Genomic DNA, 26,763 nt, shown 5'->3' with positions numbered 1-26,763 from the left:
TCTTACCTCGACGAACGGTTCACGGTGGCGCGGCTGCGCCGGATGGGACTGCCCGACATGCACAAGCGGACGCGCGGGGCTTCGATGGCGGTGATCGCGCTGGCGATCGCCTTCGCCTGGGGCTGCGGCCCGACGAACACCGGCGGCGGCGACGTCGACGCGCCCGGTGGTGGCGGCGACGCCACCGGCACCGACCCCGACGCGAACGTGTCGACGGTCGACGCGCCCGACGTGCCGATCGACGCGCCGGCGCTGCCGATCGACGCGATCCCCGAGACCGACGCGGAGATCTGCGGCGACCTGACGTGCACGAACCCGGTCAACGACGGGTGCATGGCGATCGAGCTGTGTGACAACGGCACCGACGACAACTGCAACGGCATGGTCGACGAGGGCTGCGGCTGCACGGCCGGGGCGGTGCAGCAGTGTTTCAACGGCCCGCCGGGGCGGCGGCACGTCGGCGCGTGCGTCGACGGCATGCAGACCTGCCAGGGGACGGGCGAGTTCCGCGAGTGGGGGCCGTGCGTGGGCGGCATCGCGCCGGGGGCGGCCGAGCCGTGCGACAGCCTCGACAACAACTGCAACGGGTGCGTCGACGACAACCCCGCGTGCTGCATCGTCGAGCTGGCGTGCCCGGCGCCGGGGTCCTTGCCCGACGGCGCGCCGTTCGAGAACTACGTGATCGACGGGACCCAGTTCTACGGCGGCGCGGTCGCGACGTGGGCGTGGGACGTGACCGGCGGCCCGTGCGATCGGCTGTTCCTGACGACGACCAGCCCGGTCGTGCAGACGTTCACGCTGACCGGCGCCAACGGGCCGACGCTGACGTTGCGGCCGACCCTGTCGGGCGACTACACCGTGCACGTCCGGATCACGACCCCGGCCGGCGTGGTCTACGAGTGCACGTTCATCGTCCACGTCGCCGGCCCCGGCCTGCGCATCGAGCAGTGCTCCGATCGCACCGCCAACACCGACATCGATCTGCACCTGTACCGCTCGGGCACGACCGGCCAGCGCTACTGGTTCACCACGACCGCGACCGGGTCGACCGTCAACAACGACGACTGCTACTACCGCAACTGCTCGGCCACCGACAGCCCGGCCGCGAACTGGGGCTACGCCAACAGCCCGATCGCCGAGTGCTCGGGTGGGCCCGAGGGCGCGTCGTGGACGCTGCTCGGGTACTGCCGCAACCCGCGCCTCGACATCGACAGCATCTTCCGCAACGGCACGCCCGAGAACATCAACGTCGACACGCCCGTCAACAACGGCACCTACCGGGTCATGGCCCACTACTACAGCGGCACCGGCGTCGCCAGCCCGCTGGTGAACGTGTACTGCGGCGGTCGGCTGCTGGGCACCTACGGCGCCGCGCCCGACGTCGTGACCGCGTTCGATCAGTCGGGCGGCTTCGGCGCGGGCGACATGTGGCGCGTGGTCGACGCGACGCCGACGGTGGTCGGCGGTGTCACCACCGGCTGCACGCTGACCCCGCTGCACCCGCCGGGCATGACGACCGGCTACTGGGTCACGACCAACGACCGGTCGTACTGACCGCGCGGCGCGGCGGCCGCGCGGCCGCGGCTCACGCGTGGCGGATCGCGCGCTTGAGCTCCTTGGCGGTGTCGACGCCGGTCACGGCGCCGCCCTCCATGAAGCCCTGGAAGTCGATCGACGTGTGCTCGCCGCAGAAGTACACGCCGCCCTGGGTCGCGGCCTCGTAGCCGGCGATCGAGGTGTACGCGCCGACGCCGTAGTACGAGTACGACGCGTTGAACAGCGGCGCCTTGTGCCAGATCGACTGGGTGGCCTTGCCGCTGTAGCTGAGGCCGGGATAGACCGGCGCCAGCTGGGCGAGCCCGGCGTTGACGTCCTGGCGGACCTGGGCGTTGCCGGCCGTGCCGAACGCGCTGGTGGCGCGCATGCCGTCGGTGACCGCGCCGCCCGAGTACAGGTTGAGGATGCCGGGCGTGCCGGCCTGGCCGCGGGTGACGTCCCAGCTGCACTGGTAGCCGGTGTCGGCGTAGGTCGAGCCGTTGGAGATGCCGGGCCACGGGCCGCTGCCGAGCCAGCCGCGGGTGTCGAACTGCAGCTGGAGCTTGCCGTTGTGGCCGCGGCCCAGGGTCGAGATCGTCTCGAGCTTGAGCGGATCGAAGCCGGCCTGGGCGTAGTCGAAGGTGTAGGCCGCGAACGGCAGCGCCAGCACCACGTAGTCGAACGTGCGATCGACGCACTGCGCGCCGCGCTCGAACGTGAGCTTGTAGCGCCCGCCGGCGGTCTCCTTGAGCTTGACCAGCTTCTCGCCGGTGACCACGCGCGCGCCCAGGTAGGCGGCGATCGCCTCGGGCAGGCGCTGGTTGCCGCCGCGGATGTGGTAGCGCTCGTCGGACTCGCCGAACACCGCCAGCGTGTGGTCGCGCGGCTTGGGCTGGTAGGCGAGCAGGTACAGCAGGTTCAGCGACGACTGGGCGGTGGTGTCGGCGCCGTACTCGATCGCGTAGGCGAGGTCGAGCACCTGGCCCAGCGGGCTGGCGTGGCCGCCGGGCACGCGCGCCTCGATCCAGTCGTAGACGCTCATCGCGTCGAGCGCGGCGCCCGCGGCGGTGAACGAGTCGAAGGTGGTCGGGAACGGCGCCGCGTGCAGGTCGTCGCGGACGATCCGGTAGATCGCGTCGAAGTCGGCGTCGGCCTGGGTCTTGGGGTAGTAGCCGCCGCCGACCTTGTAGACCTCGACCGAGTTCGCCGGCTGGGCCGCGAACAGATCGTCGATCGGCAGGCCGAAGCGATCGGCCAGGCCGCGCACGGTGGTGTGGCCGGTGTCGATCAGCTCGCCGCCCCACTCGCTGACCTGGCCGGCGTTCCAGTAGCCGGTGCGGTTGGAGAACATGCGGCCGCCGATCCGGCCCGAGGCCTCGTAGACGGTCGACTCGATGCCCTTGTCGAGCAAGGTCAGGGCGCACGACAGCCCGGCGATGCCGCCGCCGACGATCGCGATCGTCGGATCGTTGCCGGCGGCGCGGGCGCGCTTGGGCGCGGCCAGCAGCGCGGCCCCGGCGGCGCCGCCGAGCAGCACGTCGCGGCGGCTCGGGCGCGTGCCCGCCGCGCGGCGGTCGCGGAGCTCGTCAACGGGGATGCCGGCGGCGCGGGCGCGGGTCAGGTCACGCCACAGCGAACGCAAGGACGATGCGATTGGGGTGCGGGCCATTCCGACCAGTCTACGAAATTGTCGGGGGGCGATGCCAGGGCAACCGCACGCGCCCTGCGGGTAGCGGTCGGGTGTCAGGCGTCGACGACGACCTCGCCCGCCGGCCGGGCCTGACACGCCAGGATGTAGCCGCGGGCGCGCTCGTCCGCGGTCAGGGCCTCGACCGGGCCCAGCACCACGTCGCCGCGCACCACCCGGGTCTTGCACTGGCCGCAGATCCCCGACCGGCACTCGTAGGGCAGCTCGACCCCGCACGCGAGGGCGGCGTCGAGCACGGTCAGGCCGGTGCCGCGCTTGCCGGCGCGCTCGAACCGGACCTCGCCGGGGCCGGCGTCGATCGGCGGCGGCGCGGCTGCGGCCACGAACGCCTCGGTGTGGATCGCCGCGGCCGGCGTGCCGAGCGCGCGCAGCATCGCGGTGACGGCGTCCATCATCGGCTCGGGCCCGCACAGGTACACCGGCGCGGCGGCCAGGTCGGGGACGTGCTCGGTCAACAGCGCCGGGGTGATCCGGCCGCGGGCCCCGGGCCAGGCGTCGTCGGGCGCCGACGCGGTGATGCACAGGTGCAGGTTGGGGAACCGGCCGGCGAGGTAGCGCAGCTCGTCGGCGAAGATCACGTCGGCCGGCGCGTGGACCGCGACGATCAGATCGATCCGGCCGGGCCACGCGCGATCGGTCAGCGCGCGCGCCATGGCCATGATCGGCGTGATGCCGACGCCGCCGGCGATCAGGAGCACGCGGTCGGCGCCGGCGCCGTCGAACACGAACCGGCCGTGGGGGCCGCGCACGGTCACCTCGGCGCCCTCGCGCAGGGTCGCGTGGACGTGGGCCGAGCCGTGGCCGTCGCGGGCGCGCTTGACGGTGATCTCGAGCGCGCCGGTGCGGGTCGGCGCCGACGCGATCGTGTACGAGCGGTACAGCGGCGCGCCGTCGACGGTCAGCTCGAGCGTGAGGTACTGGCCGGGGGCGTGGGTGAACGGCAGCGGGCCGCCGTCGGGCGCGACCAGCCGGAAGGTGCGGACGGCGGGCGCCTCGTCGAAGACCCGGGCGACCCGCAGCGCGCCGCGCCAGGGTCGTGGCGCCGCGGTCGGGGCCGCGACCGCGGCCGGGCGCGCGGCCCGGGCGCGGAGCTCGAGGTAGTGCGCGGCGACGCGCAGGAGCAAGAGGCCGCCGACGACCACGGCGAACGCCCGCGGGCGCGCCACGTCGGCCTTGACCAGCAGGTAGAAGTGCGCGACCCCGGCGACGACGATGGCGTAGGTGAGCCGGTGCAGCGCCTTCCAGCGGCGCGGGCCGAGGCGGGCGATCATGCGATCGGTCGAGGTCACGGCCAGCGGCACCATCGCGACCAGCGCGCCGAACCCGATCTGCAGGTAGCGGCGCTCGAGCACCTCCTCGGCGGTGCTGGCCAGGCTGGCGTCGCGATCGAACCAGAAGAAGATCGCGAAGTGCAGCGCGATGTAGCCGAAGCCGAGCAGGCCGAGCGGGCGCCGCGCGGCGATCAGCGTCGCCGCGCCGGTCAGCCGCCGGGCCGGCGTGATCGCCAGCGCCGCGACCAGGCACACCAGGCCGAGCATGCCGGTGGTCCGGATCGCGTAGTTGACCGCGTTGACGCCGAGCTGGCCGCGGTAGGCGTCCCAGGCCAGCACCACCAGCGGCGCCAGGCCGCACGCCCACGCGAACCGACGCGCGAAGCTGGCGTCGAACCCGAGCGCGGCGGCGCGTCGCGGCGGGGCGTCGACGGCGACCGCGCCGGCGTCAGAACTGGGCACGGAGATCCATCCCGGCATAGAGGCTCGCGACCTGGTCGGCGTAGCCGTTGAAGGGCAGGGTCTTGCGCCGGCCTGACTCGCCGATGCGCTGCTCGGTGGCCTGGCTCCAGCGCGGGTGCGGCACCGCCGGGTTGACGTTGGCGTAGAAGCCGTACTCGTCGGGGGCGACGCGGCTCCAGCTGGTCGGCGGCTCGCCCGCGGTGAGCGTGACCTTGACGATCGACTTCACGCCCTTGAAGCCGTACTTCCACGGCACCACCAGGCGCACCGGCGCGCCGTCCTGAGGCGGCAGGTCGCGGCCGTACAGGCCGGTCGCCAGGATCGCCAGCGGGTGCATCGCCTCGTCGAGGCGCAGGCCCTCGCGGTACGGCCAGTCGAGCACGTCGGTCCGCTGCCCGGGCATGCGGGCCGGATCGTGGAGGGTCTCGAACGCGACGTAGCGGACGTCGCCGAGCGGCTCGACCGCGGCCAGCAGCCGGGCCAGCGGGTACCCGACCCACGGGATCACCATCGACCAGGCCTCGACGCAGCGCATCCGGTAGACGCGCTCCTCGGGCGGGGCCAGCCGGCGCAGGTCGTCGAGGTCGAAGCGGCGCGGCTTGCCGACGAGGCCGTCGACCTCGACCGTCCAGCCGCGGGTGTCGAAGCCGGCGGCGGCGGCGGCGACGCCGTCCTTGTCGGTCGTGAACTCGTAGAAGTTGTTGTAGTTGGCGACGCTCGCCAGCGGCGTCAGGGCCTCGTCGACGCGGAACCCACGCGGGTCGGTCGCCGCCGGCGCGGCGCGCACGCCGTCGATCGCGGCGGTGTCGACCTGGCGCAGCTCGACGCCGTTCCAGCGGCGATACAGCGCCGCGCTGGCCAGGGCGCCGGCGGCGATCGCGCCGCCGCGCAGGAACGCGCGTCGGTTCCAGTAGACGGCCGGCGGGGTGATCTCGGACGGGCTCGGGTCGCTCATCGCTGTGCGGGAGGGTACGCCGCCTGGGGCACGCGGTTACCGCGGACGGGTGGGCCCGACGTGTGATCGACCCCGCGTGCGCTCACTGGGCAGGTGCACTACGATGCCGCGGCGCGGCTCGGCTGCGCGGAGGTCAGGATTCATGCACGGTCGTCTGCTCGCGCTGGTTGCGCTGTTCATCGTCGCGTCCTCGGGCTGCGACCCGGTCAAGGCGGTCACCGACGCCGCGCCACCCGGCGTCGACGCCGCGATCGACGGCGGCGGCACCGCGACCGCCGAGCTCACGGTCGTCCTCGGCGGCACGGCCACCGGCACGGTCACGTCGATGCCGGCCGGGATCACGTGCGGCGCCAGCTGCACCGGCAGCTTCCCGGTGGGCACGCTGGTCACGCTGACCGCGGCCCCGGCCGCCGGCGCGTCGTTCACCGGCTGGGGCGGCGGCTGCTCGGGCGCGCTGCCGACCTGCTCGCTGGTGGTCAACGCCGCGAGCGCGGTCAACGCCGGCTTCGACATCCAGCGCCACACCGTCACGGTCATGCCCGCGGGCAACGGCACCGGGCGCGTCACCTCGCCGGCCGGGGGGATCGACTGCCCCGGCACCTGCACGATCACGGTCGACCACGGCACGTCGCTGGTGCTGGCCGCGACCGCGAGCCCGGGGTCGACGTTCCTCGGCTGGTCGGGCGCCTGCACCGGCGGCGGCACCTGCGCGATCACCGTCAACGACGACGTCCAGGTGAGCGCGGCGTTCGGGCAGAGCCAGAGCCTGGTCGTGACCCGCAGCGGCGCCGGCGGCGGCACCGTGACCTCGGCGCCGGCCGGCATCACCTGCGGCACCGACTGCGCCGAGGTCTACGCGCCCGGCACGATGGTCACGTTGACCGCGACGCCCGCCGCCGACTCGACCTTCGTCGGCTGGAGCGGGGCCTGCAGCGGCGCCGCCACGACGTGCGTGGTCACGATCGACGCCGCGACCGCGGTCGACGCGCGCTTCGACCTGCGCCAGTTCACGCTGACGGTCACCCGCGCCGGCACGGGCACCGGCACGGTCAACAACCTCAGCGGCAGCACCGGGATCAACTGCGGCGCCGACTGCACCGAGAACTACAACGCCGGGATGATGGTGGGGCTCCTGGCGACCCCGGCGGCCGACAACGTGTTCAGCGGCTGGAGCGGCGACTGCACCGGCGCGTTCGGGCCGTGCCAGCTGACGATGTCGCAGGCCCGGTCCGCGCGCGCGACGTTCGATCTCGCGCCGACGGTGACGCTGACCCTGTCGGTCTACGGCAGCGGCACGCTGCGGTCGTCGCCGTCGCCGGTCATGGGCCCGAGCGTGTGCACCAGCACCGATCCCAACACGACCTTGTGCACGCTGACCTTCAACCGCGGCGCCGCGGTGTCCCTGACGCCGGCGCCGGCGGGAGGGTATGCGCTGATCGACATCAGCGGCTGCACGCTGGCGGGCGGGACCTGCACCCTGACGATGAACGCCTCGACCACCGTGTCCGCGTACTTCTGCGGCACGGGGCCGTGCCCGATCTGACGGCGGGCCCGGACGCGCCGACGGTGGCGTCGCTCGAGGACGCGATCGCGGCGGCGTGCGCGCGCCGGCCGACGATCGCCGCCGCCGGGTTCGCGGCGCACGCGGTGGCCCAGGTCGGCGCCGGCGCTCGGCCGGAGCACCTCGACGAGCTGCTGGTGGCGTGGGCGGCGGGGCGCGGCGATCCGGCGGCGGTCCGCGCCGTCGACGACCTGATGGCGACGATCGCCCCGCGCGGGCTCGACCCGGCCGCGCGCGATGAGGTGCGCCAGCTGGCGCGGGTGCGGGTGCTGGTGGCCAGCGACGATCGCCCACCGCGCATCGCCGGGTACCGCGGCACCGGGCCGCTCGCGGGCTGGCTGCGGGTGGCGGTGACCCGGGTCGCGATCGATCACCAGCGCGCGCTGGTGCGCGGCGACGTCCCGGTCGACGTGCTCGCGGAGTTGGCGGCGCGCGAGCCCGACCCGGAGCTGCGCGCGCTCAAGGCCCGCTTCCAGGTCGAGTGGCGCGCGGCGCTGACCGACGCGCTGGCGGCGCTGGGCGGGCGGCCGCGGGTGGTGCTGCGGCTGCACTTCGTCGAGGGCACGCCGCTGGCGGCGATCGGGCGGCTCTACCGCGTGCACGAGTCGACGGTGTCGCGCTGGGTGCGGGACGCGGCCCAGGCGGTGGCCGACGCCGCGCGCGCGCGCCTGACCGAGCGGCTGGCGCTGCCGGCCGATCAGCTCGACAGCATCGCGCGCATGGTGCGCTCGCAGCTCGACCTGTCGATCGCCCGGCTGCTGCAGGGCTGACGATTTCTGTGCAAGGTCGGCGGTGGCCTCCGTCTGGTCGGTAGGAGGTCCTGATGATTCGCTGGTCTGCTACCTGTCTGGGCGCGCTCGCGCTCGCCGCCTGTGTCGACACCCCCACCGCGCCGGAGCTCGGCGCGACCACCGCCGCCGTCACCGCGCCCACGGTCGCGATCGAGCGCACGCTGGTGCGCGGCGACGTCGCCCACACCACGTTCACCGTCACCATGGGCGCGGGGCCCAACGCCCGCTTCCGGGTCCACCGGCTCGTGCGCGAGCGCGGGCCCGGCTGGGTCCGCCCCACCCGCGGCGGCGTCATGTTCCTGCACGGCGACTTCTCGTCGTTCGGCTCGAGCTTCGCGCCGATCACCCTCGATCCGGCGGCGAGCCCGGGGCTGGGCGTGTGGCTGGCCGAGCGCGGCTTCGACGTCTGGGGCATCGATCGCCGCTGGGCCACGACGCCGCTCGACGGCGATCTGTCGGACTTCGGCGACCTCGGCCTGGTCCAGGCGCTCGACGACACCGACCGCGGCCTGGCGCTGGCGCGGACGATCCGGCTGGTGACCGGCGCGGGCGGCGGCCGCTTGCACCTGGCGGGGTTCTCGCGCGGCGGCCTGATCGCCTACGCCGCGGCCGCGCGCGACGCGGCCCGGCCGCCGCTCGTGCGCCAGATCCGCGGGCTGATCGCGCTCGACGTCTGGGGCGAGCTGCCGCCCGAGGCGGCCGACGTCCGCGCCGCCACCTGCGCGGGCGCGGCGTTCGAGTACGAACTCCTGGCCGACGGCTGGACCGACTCGGACAACAGCTTCGTGCAGCTCCTGGGCGAGCGCGCGCGGACCGCGCCCGACGAGCCGTTCCCGTTCATCCCCGAGTGGACCGCGCGCGAGACGCTCTACCACTTCGGCGGCCAGACCTTCGAGGTGTTCGCGCCGACGCCGCACTACCACCTGGCCGCGGCCGCGCTCGTCGACGGCGCGCCGGTCGGGTTCACCGAGTCGCCCGAGCCGGTGATCGCGACCTGGTTCGAGACCGCGCCGCCGCACCAGGCGATGCGCGAGGTCGCCGACACCGACGCGCTCTGGTGCGGCGACGGCAGCGGCCCGTTCGACCTCGACCTCGGCGCGATCGAGGTGCCGGTCCTGTACCTCGGCGCCGCTGGCGGCTACGGCGACGCCGGCCTGCACACGACGACGCTGGTCGGCGCGACCGACGTGACGACGCTGGTCGTCCGGCACCAGCCGGTTGGGCAGGAGGCGCGCGACGTCGGCCACGGCGATCTGCTGTTCGGCGTCGACGCGCCGACCGAGGCCTGGGCGCCGCTGGCGCAGTGGCTCGGCGCGCGGTGAAGGCGTAGCGTATGGCCGTGCAGTGCCTGGCCGAGGACGAGCTGGTCGAGCTGGCGCACGCCGGCGCGCTGGCCGACGCGCCGACGCTCGAGGAGCACCTGGCCGAGTGCGCGACCTGCGCGGCGGTGGTGGCGGAGCTGGCGCACGCGGGGTCCGGCGGCGTCGATGACCTCGCCGGCCGACGGCTGGGGCGCTACCGCCTCGATCAGCGGCTCGGCGCCGGCGCGATGGGCACGGTGTTCCGCGGCTGGGACGAGGAGCTCCGGCGCGCGGTCGCGGTCAAGGTGCTCGCGCTGGCCGACCCCGACGGCGCGTGGTCGCGCCGGCTGCTGGTCGAGGCCCGGGCGGCCGCGGCGATCGCGCACCCCAACGTGGTCGCGGTCCACGACGTCGGCGTGGTCGACGGCGTGACCTTCGTGGTCAGCGAGCTGGTGGTCGGAGAGTCCCTGCGCGCGGCGATGGCCGCGGGCGCGGTGCCGCCGGCGCGGGCGCGGGCGCTGGGCATCGCGCTGGCGCGCGGGCTGGCCGCGGCCCACGCGGCCGGCGTGGTCCACCGCGACCTCAAGCCCGAGAACGTGGTGATCGGCGCTGGGGGCGAGCCCAAGATCCTCGACTTCGGCCTGGCCAAGCGCGCTGACGACGCCAGCCCGCTCGACGCCACCGAGCCCGGCGCGGTGCTGGGCACGATCGGGTACATGGCGCCCGAGCAGGCCCGCGGCGACGGCGTCGACGCCCGGGCCGACGTGTTCGCGTGCGGTGCGATCCTGTTCGAGCTCGCGACCGGGCGGCGCGCGTTCGACGGCGCGACCGCGGCCGATCGCCTGGGCGCGCTCCTGCGCGACGATCCGGTCGCGTCGGCGCGGGCCGCGCTGGGCGGGCTGGCGCCGGTGGTGGCGCGCTGCCTCGAGAAGGAGCCCGCGCGGCGCTTCCAGTCGGCGGCGGACCTGGCGTGGACCCTCGAGCGGCTGGCGCCGAGCGCGCCCGGTCGACGGCCGACCCGACGGGCGCTGCTGCTCGGCGCGGCCGCCGCGGCCGGCGTCGGCGCGCTGGGCTGGGCCCTCGGTCGACGTGGGCGCGGGCGCGGCGCTGCGCGCGCGACGCCGGCGCTGCACCCGCTGACCTTCCGCCACGGCCGGGTGTGGTCGGCCCGGGCTGCCGGCGACGGCGCGTCGGTCTACTTCGGCGCGGCGTGGGACGACGAGCCGCTGCGCGCCTACGGCCTGCGCCTCGCCGGCGGGGTCGTGCGCGCGCTCGAGCTCCCGTCGGCCGACGTGCTGGCGGTGTCGTCGACCGCGCTGGCGATCGCGCTCGAGCGCCGCCACGTCGACGGCCAGTGCGCCACCGGCCGCCTGGCGCTGGCGCCGATCGACGGTGGTCAGCCGCGGCTGCTCGCCGACGACGTGCAGCAGGCCGACTTCTTCCCCGACGGCCAGACCCTGGCGATCGTGACCCGGGCCGGCCGGGGCATGCGGCTCGAGGCGCCGCTGGGCCGGACCGTGCTCGAGGTGCCAGGCTGGATCTCCGACGTGCGGGTCGCGCCGCGCGGCGATCGGGTCGCGTGCATGCTGCACCCGGACCGCAACGACGATCAGGGCGAGGTGGCGGTGGTCGAGCTCGCCACCGGCGCGGTGCGGACGATCACCGCCGGGTGGAGCAGCCTGGCGGGGCTGGCGTGGAGCCCGCGCGGCGATCGGCTGTGGTTCACCGGCGGTCGCGCCGACGCCGTCAGCGCGGTGTGGTCGGCGACGCTCGACGGTCGGGTGCGTGAGGAGTACGCGACCTTGGGCCGGCTGCGGTTGCACGACCTGATCGACGAGCGTCGGCTGCTGGTGAGCCGCGACGTCTGGCGGCTGCGCACGCGCGTGGCCGGCGCGGGCCGCGCCCCGCGCGACTGCTCGCTGACCGAGTTCGCGCTGGCCGCGGGGCTGTCGTCCGACGGCGCCACGCTCGCGGTCAGCGAGTTCGGTGACGTCGACGAGGTCAACGGCGTCTACGCGGTGCCGACCGACGGCGGCGCCCGGCTCCGGCTGGGGCCGGGCGCGGCCTGGGCGCTGTCACCCGACGGGGCGCTGGTGTTCGCGACCGGGTTCGCGCGGGTCGACGACGGTCCGCCGCAGGGCGTCGTGTACACGACCGCGGGCGGCGAGCCGCGCGCGATCGCGCTGGCGCCGATCGCGCGGGTGCGCGCGGCCGCGTGGCGCGGCGACGCCGAGCTGGTCGTGGTCGGGGCCGAGGTCGGGCGCGCGCCGCGGCTGTGGCGGGTCGCGATCGCCGGACCCGCGCCGACGCCGATCACCGCCGAGGGTGAGCACGGCGTGGTCGCGGTCGCGCCCACCGGCGCGATCGCGTTCGTCGACGCCGACGATCAGCTGCGCGTGATCGACCCCGTCGGCGCGCCGCTGGCGCCACCGCGGGCGGGGTACCGCGATCAGGTGGTGTGCGGCTGGGCCGGCGCCGCGGTCCAGGTCCGCACCACGACCGCGCCGGTCGAGCTGGCGCAGGTCGACGTCGCGACCGGCGCCCGGACGCCGAGCTGGACGTTGACGCCGCCGGCGCTGGGGCTGCGCGCGGTCGACGCGGTCGCGGTCGCCGCCGACGGCTCGTACGCCTACAGCCACGGGCAGGAGCTGTCGGAGCTGTTCGAGATCGCGCTGCCGGGGTAGCTGGTCGACCGCGCGGTCTCCGCACCGCGCCGGTCGAGGTCAGCGTAGACTCGCGGGATGGCGCTGCGTCTGGGTGGACTCGCGGACGTCGATCCACGGGCGGCGCCGCTGCCGCTGGGCACCGAGGTGGCGACCCGGGTCGATCGCGCGGTCGGCGCGCGGGTGATCACCGCCGGCGCGGTCGGGCGCGTCGTCGGCGTCCACGCCGACGGGCTCGACGTCGAGGTGGTCGGCGGCGCCCGGGCCCGGTACGCCCGCGACGAGCTGGCGCCCCGCAAGCTCGGCCAGGTGCGCTACGCGCGCCGTCGGGACGACGCCTGGCAGGCGCTGGCGCCGACGGTGGTGCTCGACGTCGTGGTCGGGTCGCGGGCCTGGGGCCTGGCCGACGCCGGCAGCGATGAGGATCACCGCGGCGTGTTCGTCGCGCCGCTGGCCTGGACCACCGGCCTGGTCGACCCGCCGCTCGATCTGGCGTCGGCCGACGGCACCGGCGCGTACTGGGAGGTCGGCAAGGCGGTGCGCCAGGCGCTCCGCGCCGATCCCAACACGCTCGAGATGCTGTTCGTGGCCGACGTCGCGGCGGTGCGCGATCCGATGGGCGCGCGCCTGCTCGAGGTGCGCGACGCGTTCGTGTCCCAGGAGATCTACGGCAGCTTCGGGCGCTACGCGCTGTCGCAGCTCGATCGGCTCGAGCACAACCAGCGCCTGGCCGACCACCGCGGCCAGGTCGTGGCGTGGCTGGCGGCGGCGCCGACGCTGACCCTCGATGACGTCGCCGCGCGGCTGGCCGAGGCGGCGGCCGTCCGCGGCGACACCGCGGCGCTGGCGGCGCAGCGCGCCCGCGACTACGTCAAGCAGCTCTACCGGTCGCTCTACGATCAGGGTCAGCTGGCCGAGGCGTCGTGGGCCGGGCTGGTGGCCGCGGCCCGCGCCGGCCTGGCGTTCGCGGCGCCGCGCGATCTCCGGCCCAAGAACGCCTACAACCTGATCCGGCTGCTCGACGTCGCGACCCGGTGGCTGGCGGGCGATCCGGCCGCGCCGCCGCGCCTGCGCGTGCCCGACGAGCTGGCGCCGACCTTGCGGGCGATCAAGCGCGGCGAGGTGCCGATGGTCGACGTGCTCGCGATGGCGCGGGCGATGACGCCGGCGCTGGAGGCCGCGCGCGCCGACAGCCGGCTGCCTCGCCAGGCCGACCTCGCGCCGATCGAGGCGGCGCTGCGCGCGATCCGCCACGAGGCCGCGCGGCGGGCGATCGCCGGCGAGCCCGGGCCGTGGGGCGCCGACGCGCCCGCGCCGCCGGCGGCGCGCTTCGACGAGGAGCCCCCATGACCATCCCCGCCCGCTACGACGTCATCACGCCCGATCAGGCCGCGGTCGCGCGCGCCTACCTGGCCGAGCGCGCGCGCGAGCGCCACCACCTGGTCGTGTACCTGTCGGGCGCTCACGCCTACGGCTTCCCGTCCCCCGACTCCGATCTCGACCTCAAGTGCGTCCACGTCGCGCCGACCGGTACGCTGGTCGGCCTGGTCCCCGCCGGGGGGCGGCGCCGAGGTCATGACGGTGATCGACGGCGTCGAGGTCGACTACGGGTCCAACGAGCTCGGCGGCGTGCTCCGCGGCGTGCTCAAGGGCAACGGCAACTACCTCGAGCGGCTGCTCGGGGCGCTGGTGCTCGAGTGCGATCAGCCGCTGCTCGCGGCGGTGCGGCCGCTGGTGCGGGCGGCGCTGTCGCGTCGGGTCGTCCGCCACTACGCCGGGTTCGCCCACGGGCAGCGGCGCGCCGCCGAGGAGGCGCCGACCGCCAAGCGGGTCCTGTACGTGCTGCGGACCGCGCACACCGGCCTGCACCTCCTGCGCACCGGCGAGCTCGAGACCGACCTGACGGTGCTGGCGCCGCGCTACGGGCTCGACATCGCCGAGCTGTGCGCGCGCAAGCGCACCGGCGAGCGGGTCGCGCTGACCGGCGCCGAGCTCGATCACTGGCGCGCGACCCTGACCGCGGCGGTGGCGGCGCTCGACGCGGCGGTCGCGGTGTCGCCGCTGCCCGAGGCCCCGTCGGCGGCGGCCGAGGCTGACCTCGACGCGTGGCTGCGCGAGGTCCGTCGGGCGCACTGGGCTTGAGGAGATCGCGCGCCGGCGCGCACGTCGGGGATCACAGGGGCACGCTCGGCGTCGCGGCGACCGGGCCGTTGTGGCGCGGGTTGCCGCCCCACATGTGCCAGCCGTCGAGGGACGCGTCGCCGACGTCGAGCGCGACGACCGCGCCGTCGACGGTGGCCGCGTAGACCCAGCCGTGGGCGATGATCGGCTGGGCCGCGATCGGCGTGCCGAGCGCGTAGGCCCAGACGGTGTAGCCGGTGTCGAGGTCGAGGCCGAACAGCTCGCCGCCGCGCGTCGACACGACCAGCTGGGTGCCGGCGACCGCGACCGTGCCGAGCGATCGGCGGTCCGCGGCCGCGGCCCACCGCCGGCGCCACAGGACCGCGCCGGTCGTGGGATCCGAGGCCTGGACGAAGCCGGCCATCGCCTCGTACTTCACGCCGTCGAGCACGGCCGGGCGCGAGCCCTCGAACGCCCAGACCTGCTTCCAGCGATCGAGGTTGGTCGGCACGTCCCCGAGGTAGCGCGCGGCGACCGAGGCGTGCTCGGCCAGGACCGCGCCGTCGGCGGTCGCCACCACGATCTGCTGCTCGACGCGGCGGCCGCGGCGCGCGACGTAGAGCCGGTCGCCGTCGATCCACGGCGCGGTGGTGGCGCGGAGCGGCTTGCTCCAGACCCGGCGCCCGGTCGTGCGATCGAACCGGTAGACCCGGCCGCCCAGCGCCGTGGCGTAGACCGCGTCGCCGGCGACCACCGGCGCCGCGAGCAGCTCGGCCGCGATCGCGCGCGACCACGCCACCGCGCCGGTCCGGAGCCGGTACGCGGACAGGCACTGGCCGGTCGGGCACGGGTGCGACGCGTAGATCAGCCCGTCGGCGACCGCGGGCTGCGCCAGCGTCGGATCGCCCAGGTACTTCGACCACAGCTTCGTGCCGGTCGCCGCGTCCATCACGAACAGCGTGCAGCTCTCGGTGTTGAACACGACCCGCCCGTCCTCGTAGATCGGCGCGGTCGGGCCGTTGTCCTCGAGCTGTTGCGCCGCCCACGCGACGTGGCCGTCGTGGGCGTCGAGCGCGTAGAAGCTGATCGACTCGAAGCCGCCGGACACGAAGATCCGGCCGTCGCCGTACGCGACCGACGGCAGCTGGTTGGTCTCGGGGATCCGCGTGACCCAGCCGCGGCGATCGTCGCCGAACGTGAACGCGGCAGCGCCGCCGCGCGGGGGCGTCGGCAGCTCGATCGCCACCGCCGCGCGGTCGATCCCGAGGTCGACCGTGGTCGCGCCGCGCTCGGGGTGCGCCGCGATCCGCGTCGGCGGGGCGATCGGACCGGCGAGGTCGGCGCCCGGAGCCGGGCGCGGCGCCGCGGGCTCGGGTGGCGAGACCGCTGCCGCCGGCCCGGAACGATCGCGGCAGCCGAGCAGCGCGGCGACCGCGGCCGCGGCCAGCGCGGCGGCCGGTCTCACGGTCCACCCCCGATCTCGACCGTGGTCTCGAGCGTGCGCTCGGCGCTGGCCGGGCCGAAGGCCCAGTCCCGGGCCACCGCGCGGATCCGCGCGCGGAGCGCGGCGTCGGCGCCGGCCGGCCACGCGACGATCGCCACCAGCCGCACGGTGCCGCTGGCCGTGATCACCACCCGCACGCGGTAGGTGCCGGCCACGGCCGGCCGGGTCGCGAGCGTCGCGGCTAGCTCGGTGCGCAGCGCGGCGCGCAGGAGCTCGAGCTCGTGGGGGTCGTCGGCGACGACCCGCTGGGCGACCGGCGTCGGCGTCGGCGGCGACAGCACGCGCGCGGGCGCCCCGGCGGCGGACAGGTGGACGCTCACCGATCCGGAGCTCGTCCCGAAGCCGCTGCCGCCGCCGCCCGCGCCGTAGCCCACCGCGCCGAACCCGCCGGTGCTGACGCCCCAGCCGCCGCCGCTGGTGGCGTGCAGGCCCTCGGGCACCTCGACCGGCACGACGACCTGCGCCGCGTCGCCGCCGGCGGTCGTGCGCGCGCGGTCGACCGCGACCAGCGCGGTGTACCGGGACAGCAGGTGGTGATCGAGCGCGAGCTGGGTGATCTCGCCACGGGTCGCCTCGGTGGCGCCGCGGACCTCGGCGCGGGTCAGCTCGGCGATGCGCGCGCGCGCCCACACCGTCGCGATCGCCGGCTGGTCGGCGGTGGCGGGCAGCTCGACCGGGACCTCGATCGCGACCGGGCGGCCCGCGGCCTGGCCGCGGATCACGACGGTCCCGGCGCCGGCCCGCGGGTAGTGGCCCGCGACCACCACGGGCTGACCGACGAACAGATCGGGCACGGCCGCGGGCGTCACGTCGGCGACCGCCAGCCCGCCCCAATCGATCGTGATGTCGGTGAGCACCGGCCGCGCGATCCGGTCGTGGAACCGCGCGACCGCGGCCGCGGTGTCCTCGTCGGGTCGGATGATCTGGACCGCGCCGCGCCCGAAGCTCGCCATCTCCTCGAGCAGGTAGCGGTTGACCGCGGTCCCGACCCCGAACGAGTAGAGCCGCGACGGGCCGAGGTGGTCGCGCACGGTCGCGAGGATCTCGTCCTCGTCGCCGACGTAGCCGTCGGTGATGAACACCACCAGCCGGAGCCGGAGCGGATCGTGGGCGAGGTCGAGCGCCGCGGCCACGCCTTCGGTCACCGCGGTGCCGCCGCCGGCCTCGAGCGCGTCGAGCCACGCCAGCGCGTACTCGACGTTGCGGGGCTTGCTGGCGATCGGGCGATCGCCGAGCGCGCTGGCGACGTCGGCGAACCGGACGATCTGGAACGTGTCGTCGGGCGCGAGCGACGTCAGCATCGCGCGGACGAGCGCCCGGGCCTTGGCCAGCGGCTGGCCGCGCATCGACGACGACGTGTCGAGCACGAACACCAGCTCGCGGGGCGTGACCTGCGCCGGCGCGGCCGCGGCCGGCGGCGTGACGGTCAGCAGGAACGCGCCGGGGCCGGCGCCGGTGCGGTGGGCCAGCACCGCGGCCTCGGGTGCGGCGCCGGCGACGTCGTAACGCAGCACGAAGTCCTTGTTCGGGATCGTGTCGCCGGGCGCGAGCGTGATCGTCGCGCGCGCGGCGGTCGCGCCGGCGGTCCGGACCAGCTGGTGCGACGGCGAGCGCACGTCCTTGAGCGCGACCCCGGCGTCGAGCGTGACCGTGAGGCCGACGTCGTGCGACGAGCGCGTGCCCGGCGGCAGCGCCGTCGGCTGGACCTGGTCGGCGTCGGCCGCGGTCGCGGTGGCCGGCAGGTAGCGCGGCCCCGCCACCATCGGGAACACCAGCTCGTAGCCGCCGTCGTCGTAGCGTAGCGGCTCGACGTAGGTCAGCTGCACGATCACCTGGGCGCCGGGCTCGAGGTTGGCGACGCGCTGGGTGAACAGGTTGGGGCGCTCCTGGGTCAGGAGCGCCGCGACGAACCCGCGCCGCGCCGCCTTGACGTAGGTCGCGCGCGCGTCGGCGCGCCGGGCGATCTCGCCGCGGATGACGCGGTCGCCGGTCCGGATCTCGAGCGCGTTGACCGCCGCGCCAGTCGGCAGCGGGAACAGGTAGACGGCCTCGATCTTGTGGTCGTACGGGTTGGTGAAGGTCTGCGCGACCTGGACCTCGGCCAGGTGCGCGGTCGCGTGGATCACGACCTCGGTGTGCTCGAGCGGCACGTCCACGACCCGGGCGTGGTCGCGGGTCGTGAGCCGGCCCTCGGTGATGTCGGGCGCGGGCGCGGCTGCGCCGGTGGCTCGACCGTCGTTGGCCGCGACCAGGGCGCACAGGCCCATCGCGCCGGCCCAGCGCGCGCGCGCGCTCGGATCCTGCTCATTGCGCACCTCCGTCGAGCTCGTGCGCCCGACCGTCGAGGTAGACACCAGCGCGGGCGCGGCGTTCCCGCTGATCGTGCGGGGGGCTACGGCAGCAGCACGCGACGCACGCGATGGAACGGCACGTCCTCGCCGCGGCTGCCGTCGGCGACCCACAGGGTCGCGCCATCGGGCGACAGCGCGATGCCCTCGAGGCCCCAGAACTGCGCGTCGCGCAGCGCGCCGTCCTGCCAGCCGCCGACGCCCGAGCCGGCCACGGTCGTGACCTTGCCGTCGGCGAGCATGCGGATCGTGAACCCGTCGAGGTCGCTGACGAACAGGCGCCCGGCCGCGTCGCTCGCGAGCGCCTGGGGCGCGCCGAAGGTGGCCGCCGTGGCCGGTCCGTCGGCGCCGCCGCGCGCGCCGGTGCCGGCGAGGGTGGTGACGTCGCCCGCGAGCGTGATCGCGCGCACGCGGTGGTTGCCGAGGTCGGTCACGGCGATGCGCCCATCGGCCAGGCGGGCCAGATCGTACGGCGCGCTGAAGCGCGCCGCGGCGCCACGGCCGTCGGCGAAGCCGGCCTGGTCGAGCGCGCCGGCGAGGGCGACCACGGCGCCGGTCGCCGGATCGAGCACCGACACGGTGTGGTGCAGGTAGTCAGCCATCGCCAGCCGACCGTCGGAGAGCGCGAGCAGGCCCCGGGGCCGGCCGAGGTCGCGGGCCACGACCACCGCCGCGCCGGTGACGGGATCGATCCGCCAGATCGTGCCGGTCGTGGTCGAGTGCTGACCGCGGTCGTTGTCGTCGGTCGACACGTACAGCGCGCCGGCGAGCAGCGCCAGGCCGAACGGTCGTCGGAGGTCGGCGCGCATCACCAGCGTGGTGACCTCGCCGTCGGGGGTCACCCGCCGGATCCGGTCGTTGTCGAAGTCGGCGACGAGGACGTCGCCGCCGCTGTCGACCAGGACGTTGACGGGATTGGCGAAGCGCGCGGTCCCGCGCGGGCCGTCGACGGCGCCGGACCCGGGGCAGCCCGCCAGCGTGCTGACCCCGGTCGACATCGGCGCCATGTCGCACGGCGTTGGCGGGGCGTCGACGCCGGCGTCGATCGCGGCGTCGACGCTCGCGTCGGCGGTCGGGGGCGGCGCGTCGGTGGCGGCGCCGTCGGTCCCGGTGCACCCGAGCGCGACGGCGAGCACCACGGTTGGGAGCGTGAGGATGGCGCGAGCACGTGTCATGGCGACCTCCGGCGCGACGGCGCGACGGGCCCGGTGTCCGACCTCGCGACGATCGCCGCCGGGGAGGCAGCGCGCCGGGGTGTCGGCGTGTCAGGGCGTCCATGATCGCACCTCGCGATGTCTGTCGGGCGTGCATCGCCCGTGCCTGCGTGGCTGCGTCCACGGCGCGGTGATCCGGCAATTCATGCGTCGGGGCCCGCCGAGCGCGCAGCGGATGCCCGAACTCTCGGCGCCACGGCCTGTCGCCCGCGCGGCGCAAGGTAGACTGCCGCCGTGCCCTGGCATTGGCCCGTCCGTACCGCCGTCCTGGTGCTCGCGCTCGGCGCGAGCAGCGTCGCGTGCAAGCGCGCCGAGCGCGCCGCGCCCACCGAGCTGCAGCTCGCCCGGCATCCGCCGGTCGTGGGCGAGCGCCAGACCCTGTCCGACCGCCTGGACTCGAACAGTCGGGTGATCGCCGAGCCGGGCAAGGCCACCGACCTGGTCACGCACCGCGTGCGCGAGCTCGACCTCGAGGTCCTCGCGGTGACGCCCGAGGGCGTGGTGACCAGCGCGCGCGTCCACTTCCGGCAGCACCACGTCGAGCAGTCCCGCGACGGCGTCGACGAGACCAAGCCGAGCCCGCTCGAGGGCCAGACCTACGTCGTCACCGCCGAGGGTGACCAGCTGACGGCGGTCCACCCCGACGGCAGCGCCGCGACCGCCGCCGAGCAGGCCGCGCTGGTCGTCGATCTCGGCCGCGCGATCGGCAAGGTCCCGCCGCTCACGACCTTGCTCACCTCCCACGCCTGGCGCAGCGGCGAGCCGGTGACCCTGACCCCTCCCGAGCTGGCCGACGCGTTCGGGCGCAACCCGATGATGCAACCGGTCGCCGGCGCCGCGCTCCTCGTCGGCGTGGTCGCGGGCGTCGCGACGTTCGAGTTCGACCTGACCCTGGCGCGCGACGACGCCGAGGGGCGGGTCGAGTCGCCGATGCGGATGACGGTCAAGGTGGACGTCGCCCACAGCCGGCCGATCGAGATGACGCTGATCGGTACGCTCAGCGGCAAGGTCGCGGGCATGGACTCGACCGGCTCGGTCGAGGGCCGCGTCACCTACGCGTACCAGTGACGGGGCGGCGCCGCGTGCGCCCGGTCAGGCGAACCAGCCGCTGACGAACGTCGCCAGCGCGACCACCGGCGCGAGCGCGATCGCGCACCCGAGCACGTAGTGACGCGTGCGGATCGGCGACAGGGCCAGCGCGTAGGTGAGCGCCGCGTTGAACCACAGGATCAAGCGGAGCGCGATGACGACCGCGAGCGGGTGCGCCTCGAGCTGCGCGAACAGCCGGCCGAGCCGCTTGCCGCTCGGCCGCCACGGCGGCACGTCGGCGCGACGCAGCGCCCGGGCCCCGACGAACGGCACGGTCACCGCCAGCACGCCGCCGCCGTAGGCCAGCGCGAACCCCAGCCACGGCCCGAACGCGAGCCGGGCGCCGGCCACGAACGCCATGCCCGGCAGGCCGACCAGCGAGCCGGCCACGAACGCGCCGACGAACAGCGCCGGCGCCCACGGGCCGAGCGAGTCGAGCCAGTCCTTGACGCCGCGCGCGGTCAGCGTGCCGGTCACGGTCATGTAGATCATGCACGCGCCCAGCGCGGCGATCGCGATCGCCAGCGCGACGCGGCGGCGGGTCCAGCGCGGGATCATGACGCCCCCATCCGGGCGATCAGCGCCCGCGCGCGGGCGCTGGTCGGGGTGAGCTCGGCCCACGCGCGGTCGGGTCCGCACGTGGCGTCGGCGTCGGCCGGGCGCCAGGCCACCCCGGTCGCGGTCAGCGCCCACGCGCAGCCGCGCGCCGCCTCCAGGCCCAGCTCAGCCGGCGTCAGGTCGGCGCGATCGCCGGTGCGCCACACGGTCAGGCCGAGCGCGATCGGCCCGGGCCGGGGCGCGGCGCCTGGCCGCCCGAGCGTCGACGTGCGCGTGCACGCGACGCTGACCACCTCGGCGGTGACCAGCCCGAGATCGCAGCGGCCGACATGGTCGCCGACGTCGCCGGCCTGGGGGCGCCGCGTCGGGATCGCGAACCGGCGCATGCGGGCGGTGAGCTGCGCCCCCTGGGCGGCGCCGATCATCGCGAGGCGCGGGTACGACCACGTCACGGTCGCGGCCCCGGTCGTGGTCTGGTTCTCGACCCGCTCGACCTCGCTGTCGACGGTGTACAGCTCGGCGCTGGGCAGCGCGGCGACGGCGTCGGTCACGTCGAGCGCGCCGGCGTTGTCGCGGAACCCGGCCTCGGCCAGGCCCAGCGTCCCCGGCGGCCAGGCCGCGGCCTCGGGCTCGGGCTCGCCGCCGTCGGGCGTCGAGCCGCGCACGATGTACTTGGCGCCGTCGATCAGCACCAGCTGCTTGGCGATCACCCGCGCGCCGGTGCAGCCGACGAGGTAGCCGAAGCCGAGCTCGGCGACGCCGTCGTGGTCGAGGTCGGTCACGGTCGCGGTCGGCGGCGCGAACGCCGTCAGGTTCTGGTCGGCGCAGGCGTCGGCGCGGTCGTTGACGACCCGCACCAGCGCGGCGCCGCGGTACAGGCGCGCCTGCAGCGCGATCGTCGTGCGCTGGTAGGTCTCGACCTCGAGCAGGTACAGCTCGCCGTGGCCGGCGCGGTCGCGCCAGCGCACACCGCCGATCACGCGCGCCGTCGCCGGGGCGCCCGCGGGCGCGGCGGTGTCGCTGGCGATCGACGTGCTGACGACGCCGCCGGCGTCGAGCGCGGCGGCCGCGGCGGGTCCGTCGACCGCGGCGTCGGCCGGCGCGGGCGGTGGCGGCGCGGCCGGGGCGTCGGAGCGCGCGCACCCGGCGCACGCGAGCACGCCGAGGACTGCGCGACCGAGCATCGCGCCACGATAGTCGGTCCCGGGCGCGTGCGCGAGCGCCCGGCGCAGTAGGCTGGCGCCATGGCTCGCGACCGCGCGTACGATCTCGTCCTGTTCGGCGCCACAGGCTTCACCGGCCGGCTGGTGGCCGAGTACCTCACGGGCCGCGCCGCCGGCACCGATCTGCGCTGGGCCCTGGCCGGCCGGAGTCGCGCGCGCGTCGAGGCGGTCCGGACCGAGCTGGCGGCGATCGACGCCGCGGCCGCGACCCTGCCGATCGTCGTCGCCGACGCCCAGGATCCGGCGGCGATGCTGGCGCTCGCCCGCACCGCGACCGCGGTGTGCACGACCGTCGGCCCGTACCTCCAGCACGGCGGCCCGCTGGTGGCCGCGTGCGCCGAGGCGGGGACCGGCTACTGCGATCTCACCGGCGAGGTGCCGTTCGTGCGCGCGTCGATCGATCGCCACCACGCCACCGCCGTCGCGTCCGGCGCGCGCCTGGTCCACTGCTGCGGCTTCGACTCGATGCCCTCGGACCTGGGCGTGTGGTTGCTGCAACGGGAGTTCGAGGCCCGGTGCGGACGCGGGGCGCCGGCGGTGACGGCGCTGTTCGAGGTCAAGGGCGCGGCCTCGGGCGGGACCATCGCGAGCATGTTCGGCCTCGTCGACGCGGCCGCGCGCGATCGCGCGACCCGGCGGCTGCTGCTGGATCCCTACGCGCTCGATCCGGCCGGCACCCCGCGCGGCGACGATCAGGACGTGCGCGGGCCCGGCTTCGACCGGACGCTCGGCTCGTTCACCGCGCCGTTCGTCATGGCGGCGGTCAACGCCCGGGTGGTGCGGCGCAGTCACGCGCTGCGCGGTCAGCCCTGGGGCCGCGGCTGGCGCTACGACGAGCGGATGGGCCTGCCGGGCTCGCCGCGCGGCGCCGCGCTCGCGCTCGCGATCACCGGCGGCCTGGCCGGCTTCGTCGCGGCCACCCAGGTGCCGCGGCTGCGGCGCGCGCTCGAGGCGCGCCTGCCCAAGCCGGGCGAGGGCCCGAGCGCGAGCCAGCGCGCGCGCGGCCGCTACCGCGCGCGCCTGCACGGCGCCGTCGACGGCACCACGCTGGTCGCGACCTTCGCCGACAGTCTCGACCCCGGCTACGACGGCACCGCCAAGCTCCTCGGCGAGGCGGCGCTGACCCTCGCGCTCGATCCCCCGGCCAGCGGCGGCGGGGTGCTGACCCCGGCGGTGGCGCTGGCCCCGACCCTGGTGCCGCGGCTCCGCGCCGCCGGCGTCACCCTCGACGTCACCGCCGCGGGCTGACGCGCGGAGCGATCAGCGCCGCGCGCGCCGGCGCCGCGTCACCGCCGCCACCGCCATCGCCAGGCCGGCCGCGGTCAGCGGGCCGCCCGGGCCGCCGCCGGTCGAGCAGCAACCGCCGGTGGCGCTGCCGTCGCCGGGGGTGCCGTCGTCCTCGAGCGTGCACACCGACGAGCAGCCGTCGCCGCCGACGAGGTTGCCGTCGTCGCACTCCTCGGCGCCGCCCAGGGTGCCGTCGCCGCAGCCGGCCGGCGGCGCCTCGGTCTGGCAGGTGGCCGAGCAGCCGTCGCCGCCGGCGGTGTTGCCGTCGTCGCACTGCTCGCCGGCGTCGAGCACGCCGTCGCCGCAGTCGACCGGGGGCGGGCCCTCGGTCTGGCAGGTGGCCGAGCAGCCGTCGCCGCTGACGGTGTTGCCGTCGTCGCACTGCTCGCCGGCCTCGACGACGTTGTTGCCGCACGCGGTGGCGCCGGCGCGGTAGCCGACGACGCACACGTCGTCGAGGGTCCAGCCGCCGAGCTCGAGGCCCTGGTCGCTCTTGAGCGTGAAGCCGATCTGGACCGAGCCGTCCGTGGCCTGCGCGCTCAGGTCGACGTCGTGGAACCGCCACTCCTTGTCGGTGTGGCTGGTCGACGAGTTGTTGCCCTGGTTGCTGTTGAAGTTCGACCACAGCGTGGCCGCGTCCGCGGTGATCGTGGCCTGATCGAAGAAGCCGTCCTCGACGTTGAGCCAGCGCTTGTACTGCAGGCGCACGTTGGTGAAGCCGGTCGTGTCGATCACGGGCGACTTGGTCCAGCCGTTGCTGCTGGCGGCGTAGATGCCGTCGCCGCCGCGGATGTCCATGCCGAACACCTGCGTGCCCGAGACCGCCGCCGCGGGATCCCCGCCGGTGCCGGCCGGCACGCCGCGCTGCCAGATGTCGGCGCCCGCGGTCGCGCCGTGGGTCCAGCTGGGATCGGTCTCGAAGTCGGTGCAGTAGATCGGCTCGATCGTGCCGACGAAGAACTCGTAGAGCGGATCGGCCAGGTTGTCCGGGTACCGGACCGGGTTGCCGTTGACCGCGACGGCGACCTTGTACTGGACCACCGAGCCGTCGGCCTGGGCCGGGATCGTGCCGACCAGATCGCTGCCGACCTGGGTCATCGGGACGTCGGCGGTGGCGCCGGCGCCGCGGACCTTCCACGACAGGGTCGCGGCGCCGAGCGTCGGGGCGGCGCAGCCGCTGGTCGGGGCCGCGATCGGCACCCGGACCTGGAAGCCCGACCGCACCGGCGCGCCCAGGCCCGAGCCGACCGCGCCGCCGCCGGTGGCGAGGCCGTGCCGGCCGAACACCTCGCGCAGCGTGCACAGGTTGGGGGTGCCGTTGGCGAGGTTGCCGTCGTCGTCGTCGGCGGCCAGCGCCTCGGCGTAGGTCGACGGGATGTCGGTCGCGCGCTGGATGATCGCGTAGTAGATGTCGTCGGCCTTGGTCACGCCGGCGGTGGCGCCGTAGACCCCGATCATCGCGACCCGCACGTCCCAGAGCGTGCCGGCGATGATCTCGCCGTCGGCGTGGACCTCGCCCTGGACGTCGTCGGGCCAGCGCAGGTCACGGGCGGGCTGCAGCTCGCGCAGCGCGTTGTCGTTGAAGAAGAAGCCGCGGCCCATGCCCGAGTCGTTGGTGATCGTCGCCGCGAGGTAGTCCGACACGCCCTCGGACAGCGCGCCGTCGAAGTTGCCGACGCCGGGGATGATCGACTGGTTGTGCAGCGAGTGGCCGAACTCGTGATAGACGACGTCGGCGATGCGGCCGGTGTTCTCGCACTGCGTCGACGCGCGGTAGAAGTGGATGTCGTCGCCGGTCGAGTAGGCGTTGCAGTTGCCGCTCTCGTTGACCGACGCCGAGATCTGCTGGTCGAGGTACGCCAGCGACGGGTTGAGGTTGGCCTTGGCGTAGGCCTTGACCGTGTGCGTGAAGAGGTAGGTGGACAGCTGGGCGTCGTCGGTGGCGACGGTCGAGCGGTCCCAGGACGCGGTGCCGCCCGGGGCCAGCGTGAGCGTCGCGGTCGCCAGCGCGCCGGCGCGGTTGGTCATCGCCACCAGCGGGCCGGTGAGCGCGGTCGTGACCTGCGCCGACGCGGTGCCGGTCCAGGTGATCTGGCCGGCGGCGTTCGACGGCGTCGTCGTGGCGCCGATCCGGAAGCTGGTGAACGGCACCGGCCCGTCGACCCGCGGCCGCTGCGGGCTGCGGGTGGGCACGCGGTAGGTCACGGTGCCGGTCGCGAACCGGAGCAGCGACGCGCGCGCCACCGGGGTCCCGGTGATCGCGTCGACGTAGACCTGCCAGCGCCCGGGCGTGGCGGGGGCGATCGCCTCGACCTCGACCGAGATCACGGCCCGGGCGTCGAGCGCACCGGTCGCGCGGTGGAGCGGCAACCAGCGGACGGTGTCATCGCTGGCGCGGGCCGCGACCGCGACGCCGGTCGTGCGGCCCAGCCACTCGATCGCGCGGGTGGTCGCGAGCGGCAGGCCGACGGTCGCGCGGGGGTGCCGCCGGTGAGCCGCGGCGCCGCGGTCGAGCTGATCACGAACAGGCGATCGTTCTTGAACAGGAAGCCGACGCTGCCGCCGATCACCGGCGCGCCGTCGTGGTGCTGCGCGAACGCGACCGTGCGCATCGGCAGGTTGCCGTGCAGGCCGCCGTGGACGGTGTTGGCGACCAGCGCGAAGTCGTCCAGGCGCGCGCCCGGGGCCAGCAGGGCCAGCTGCTCCTGGAGCAGCCGCCACGCGGCGTCCGCGGCCACGTCGGCCGACGCGATCGAGCCCGGCGCGGCGATGCCCTCGCCGAACACGCGCAGCGGCACGCCGGTCGCGGCGTCCCAGGTCGCGTCCCAGCTGCCGTGGCGGCCGACGAAGCCGTCCCACGCGGCCTTGGCGCCCAGGGGCGCGGTCGACGCGATCGCGCGCGCGGGGCGCAACGGCGCGCCATCGGCGACCTCGACCTCATGCTCGGTCGCGGCGACCAGCGCGCTCGACGTCGCGCCGTGCGGGCGCGCGTCGGCGAGCTGAAACGCCGAGCCGGCGAGGACGAGAGCGAGAGTTCCGGACACCACAGGTGAGCGCGTCATGTCGACCTCCGTGTCCCAGCGTGATGCCAGAGCCGCGGCCCTGGTCACAATCGACCGCGGCTGACAGGCGCAAACACCAGGTGCTGAGAGCCCGAAGGAGCATGCTGCA

Annotated in this window: 18 protein-coding genes and 1 pseudogene; 9 read left to right on the top strand and 10 right to left on the bottom strand. The window is 75.6% G+C overall.

Annotation, left to right across the window (positions count from 1 at the left end; translation table 11 throughout):
- Positions 1-57 precede the first annotated feature (57 nt).
- A complete protein-coding gene (locus IPL61_08965) occupies positions 58-1,554 on the top strand; it encodes a putative metal-binding motif-containing protein (protein MBK9031452.1) in 1,497 nt (498 codons plus the stop codon).
- 31 nt (positions 1,555-1,585) lie between these two features.
- On the opposite strand, the gene IPL61_08960 is transcribed toward IPL61_08965, so the two are convergent.
- The 3 genes from IPL61_08960 to msrP all read right to left on the bottom strand — a co-directional run bounded on the left by IPL61_08960 (position 1,586) and on the right by msrP (position 5,932).
- Positions 1,586-3,205 carry an FAD-dependent oxidoreductase gene (locus IPL61_08960; protein MBK9031451.1) on the bottom strand — a complete coding sequence of 540 codons (1,620 nt, stop codon included), beginning with the start codon at positions 3,203-3,205 and terminating at the stop codon, positions 1,586-1,588.
- A gap of 74 nt (positions 3,206-3,279) precedes the next feature.
- Positions 3,280-4,977 (bottom strand): ferric reductase-like transmembrane domain-containing protein, encoded by a 1,698-nt coding sequence (locus IPL61_08955; GenBank protein MBK9031450.1) that lies wholly within the window; start codon positions 4,975-4,977, stop codon positions 3,280-3,282.
- Positions 4,964-5,932, bottom strand: coding sequence for a protein-methionine-sulfoxide reductase catalytic subunit MsrP (gene msrP, locus IPL61_08950; GenBank protein MBK9031449.1), 969 nt, complete (start codon positions 5,930-5,932; stop codon positions 4,964-4,966). Before msrP ends, IPL61_08955 begins: the two co-directional genes overlap by 14 nt.
- A 142-nt stretch (positions 5,933-6,074) precedes the next feature.
- On the opposite strand from msrP, the gene IPL61_08945 reads away from it, so the two are divergent.
- The 6 genes and pseudogenes from IPL61_08945 (at position 6,075) to IPL61_08920 (ending at position 14,390) form a co-directional block, all read left to right on the top strand.
- Positions 6,075-7,475, top strand: a complete 1,401-nt coding sequence (locus tag IPL61_08945) for a hypothetical protein (protein MBK9031448.1) — start codon at positions 6,075-6,077, stop codon at positions 7,473-7,475.
- Complete coding sequence (locus IPL61_08940; GenBank protein MBK9031447.1) at positions 7,463-8,263, top strand: transcriptional regulator; 801 nt, start codon at positions 7,463-7,465, stop codon at positions 8,261-8,263. Before IPL61_08945 ends, IPL61_08940 begins: the two co-directional genes overlap by 13 nt.
- A gap of 53 nt (positions 8,264-8,316) precedes the next feature.
- A complete protein-coding gene (locus tag IPL61_08935; GenBank protein MBK9031446.1) occupies positions 8,317-9,606 on the top strand; it encodes a hypothetical protein in 1,290 nt (429 codons plus the stop codon).
- A gap of 17 nt (positions 9,607-9,623) precedes the next feature.
- Entirely contained in the window at positions 9,624-12,269 is a 2,646-nt protein-coding gene (locus IPL61_08930; GenBank protein MBK9031445.1) for a serine/threonine-protein kinase, read from the top strand.
- A 57-nt stretch (positions 12,270-12,326) separates the two neighbouring features.
- Positions 12,327-13,598: a nucleotidyltransferase domain-containing protein gene (locus IPL61_08925; GenBank protein ID MBK9031444.1), complete on the top strand. Its 1,272-nt coding sequence runs from the start codon at positions 12,327-12,329 to the stop codon at positions 13,596-13,598.
- A pseudogene (locus tag IPL61_08920) lies at positions 13,595-14,390 on the top strand (nucleotidyltransferase domain-containing protein). The gene IPL61_08925 and the pseudogene IPL61_08920 overlap by 4 nt, the downstream one beginning before the upstream one ends.
- A gap of 31 nt (positions 14,391-14,421) precedes the next feature.
- On the opposite strand, the gene IPL61_08915 reads toward IPL61_08920, so the two are convergent.
- From IPL61_08915 to IPL61_08905, 3 genes are all read right to left on the bottom strand, one after another.
- Positions 14,422-15,834: a PQQ-binding-like beta-propeller repeat protein gene (locus IPL61_08915; GenBank protein MBK9031443.1), complete on the bottom strand. Its 1,413-nt coding sequence runs from the start codon at positions 15,832-15,834 to the stop codon at positions 14,422-14,424.
- Positions 15,831-18,188: a VWA domain-containing protein gene (locus tag IPL61_08910; GenBank protein MBK9031442.1), complete on the bottom strand. Its 2,358-nt coding sequence runs from the start codon at positions 18,186-18,188 to the stop codon at positions 15,831-15,833. Before IPL61_08910 ends, IPL61_08915 begins: the two co-directional genes overlap by 4 nt.
- Positions 18,189-18,265: 77 nt before the next feature.
- The gene (locus IPL61_08905) at positions 18,266-19,360 is read right to left on the bottom strand and encodes a hypothetical protein (GenBank protein MBK9031441.1); all 1,095 of its coding nucleotides are present in this window, start codon (positions 19,358-19,360) and stop codon (positions 18,266-18,268) included.
- A gap of 345 nt (positions 19,361-19,705) precedes the next feature.
- Between IPL61_08905 and IPL61_08900 the strand changes: the two genes are divergently transcribed.
- Positions 19,706-20,503: a hypothetical protein gene (locus tag IPL61_08900; protein MBK9031440.1), complete on the top strand. Its 798-nt coding sequence runs from the start codon at positions 19,706-19,708 to the stop codon at positions 20,501-20,503.
- Between the two features lie 24 nt (positions 20,504-20,527).
- On the opposite strand, the gene IPL61_08895 is transcribed toward IPL61_08900, so the two are convergent.
- A complete protein-coding gene (locus IPL61_08895) occupies positions 20,528-21,082 on the bottom strand; it encodes a TVP38/TMEM64 family protein (protein MBK9031439.1) in 555 nt (184 codons plus the stop codon).
- Entirely contained in the window at positions 21,079-22,266 is a 1,188-nt protein-coding gene (locus tag IPL61_08890) for a hypothetical protein (protein MBK9031438.1), read from the bottom strand. Before IPL61_08890 ends, IPL61_08895 begins: the two co-directional genes overlap by 4 nt.
- Before the next feature lie 60 nt (positions 22,267-22,326).
- Here IPL61_08890 and IPL61_08885 point away from each other — a divergent pair, with 60 nt between their 5' ends.
- Positions 22,327-23,553, top strand: a complete 1,227-nt coding sequence (locus IPL61_08885; GenBank protein MBK9031437.1) for a saccharopine dehydrogenase NADP-binding domain-containing protein — start codon at positions 22,327-22,329, stop codon at positions 23,551-23,553.
- Between the two features lie 12 nt (positions 23,554-23,565).
- On the opposite strand, the gene IPL61_08880 is transcribed toward IPL61_08885, so the two are convergent.
- Both IPL61_08880 and IPL61_08875 read right to left on the bottom strand, forming a co-directional pair.
- Entirely contained in the window at positions 23,566-25,050 is a 1,485-nt protein-coding gene (locus IPL61_08880; GenBank protein MBK9031436.1) for a DUF4215 domain-containing protein, read from the bottom strand.
- A gap of 866 nt (positions 25,051-25,916) precedes the next feature.
- The gene (locus IPL61_08875; GenBank protein MBK9031435.1) at positions 25,917-26,654 is read right to left on the bottom strand and encodes a hypothetical protein; all 738 of its coding nucleotides are present in this window, start codon (positions 26,652-26,654) and stop codon (positions 25,917-25,919) included.
- Between the last annotated feature and the right edge of the window lie 109 nt (positions 26,655-26,763).

It is taken from the genome of Myxococcales bacterium, assembly GCA_016717005.1.
Taxonomy (GTDB): Bacteria; Myxococcota_A; Polyangia; order Haliangiales; family Haliangiaceae; genus UBA2376.
Note: the sequence above shows the minus strand (reverse complement) of the source record. Positions and strands in the feature narration are given on the sequence as shown.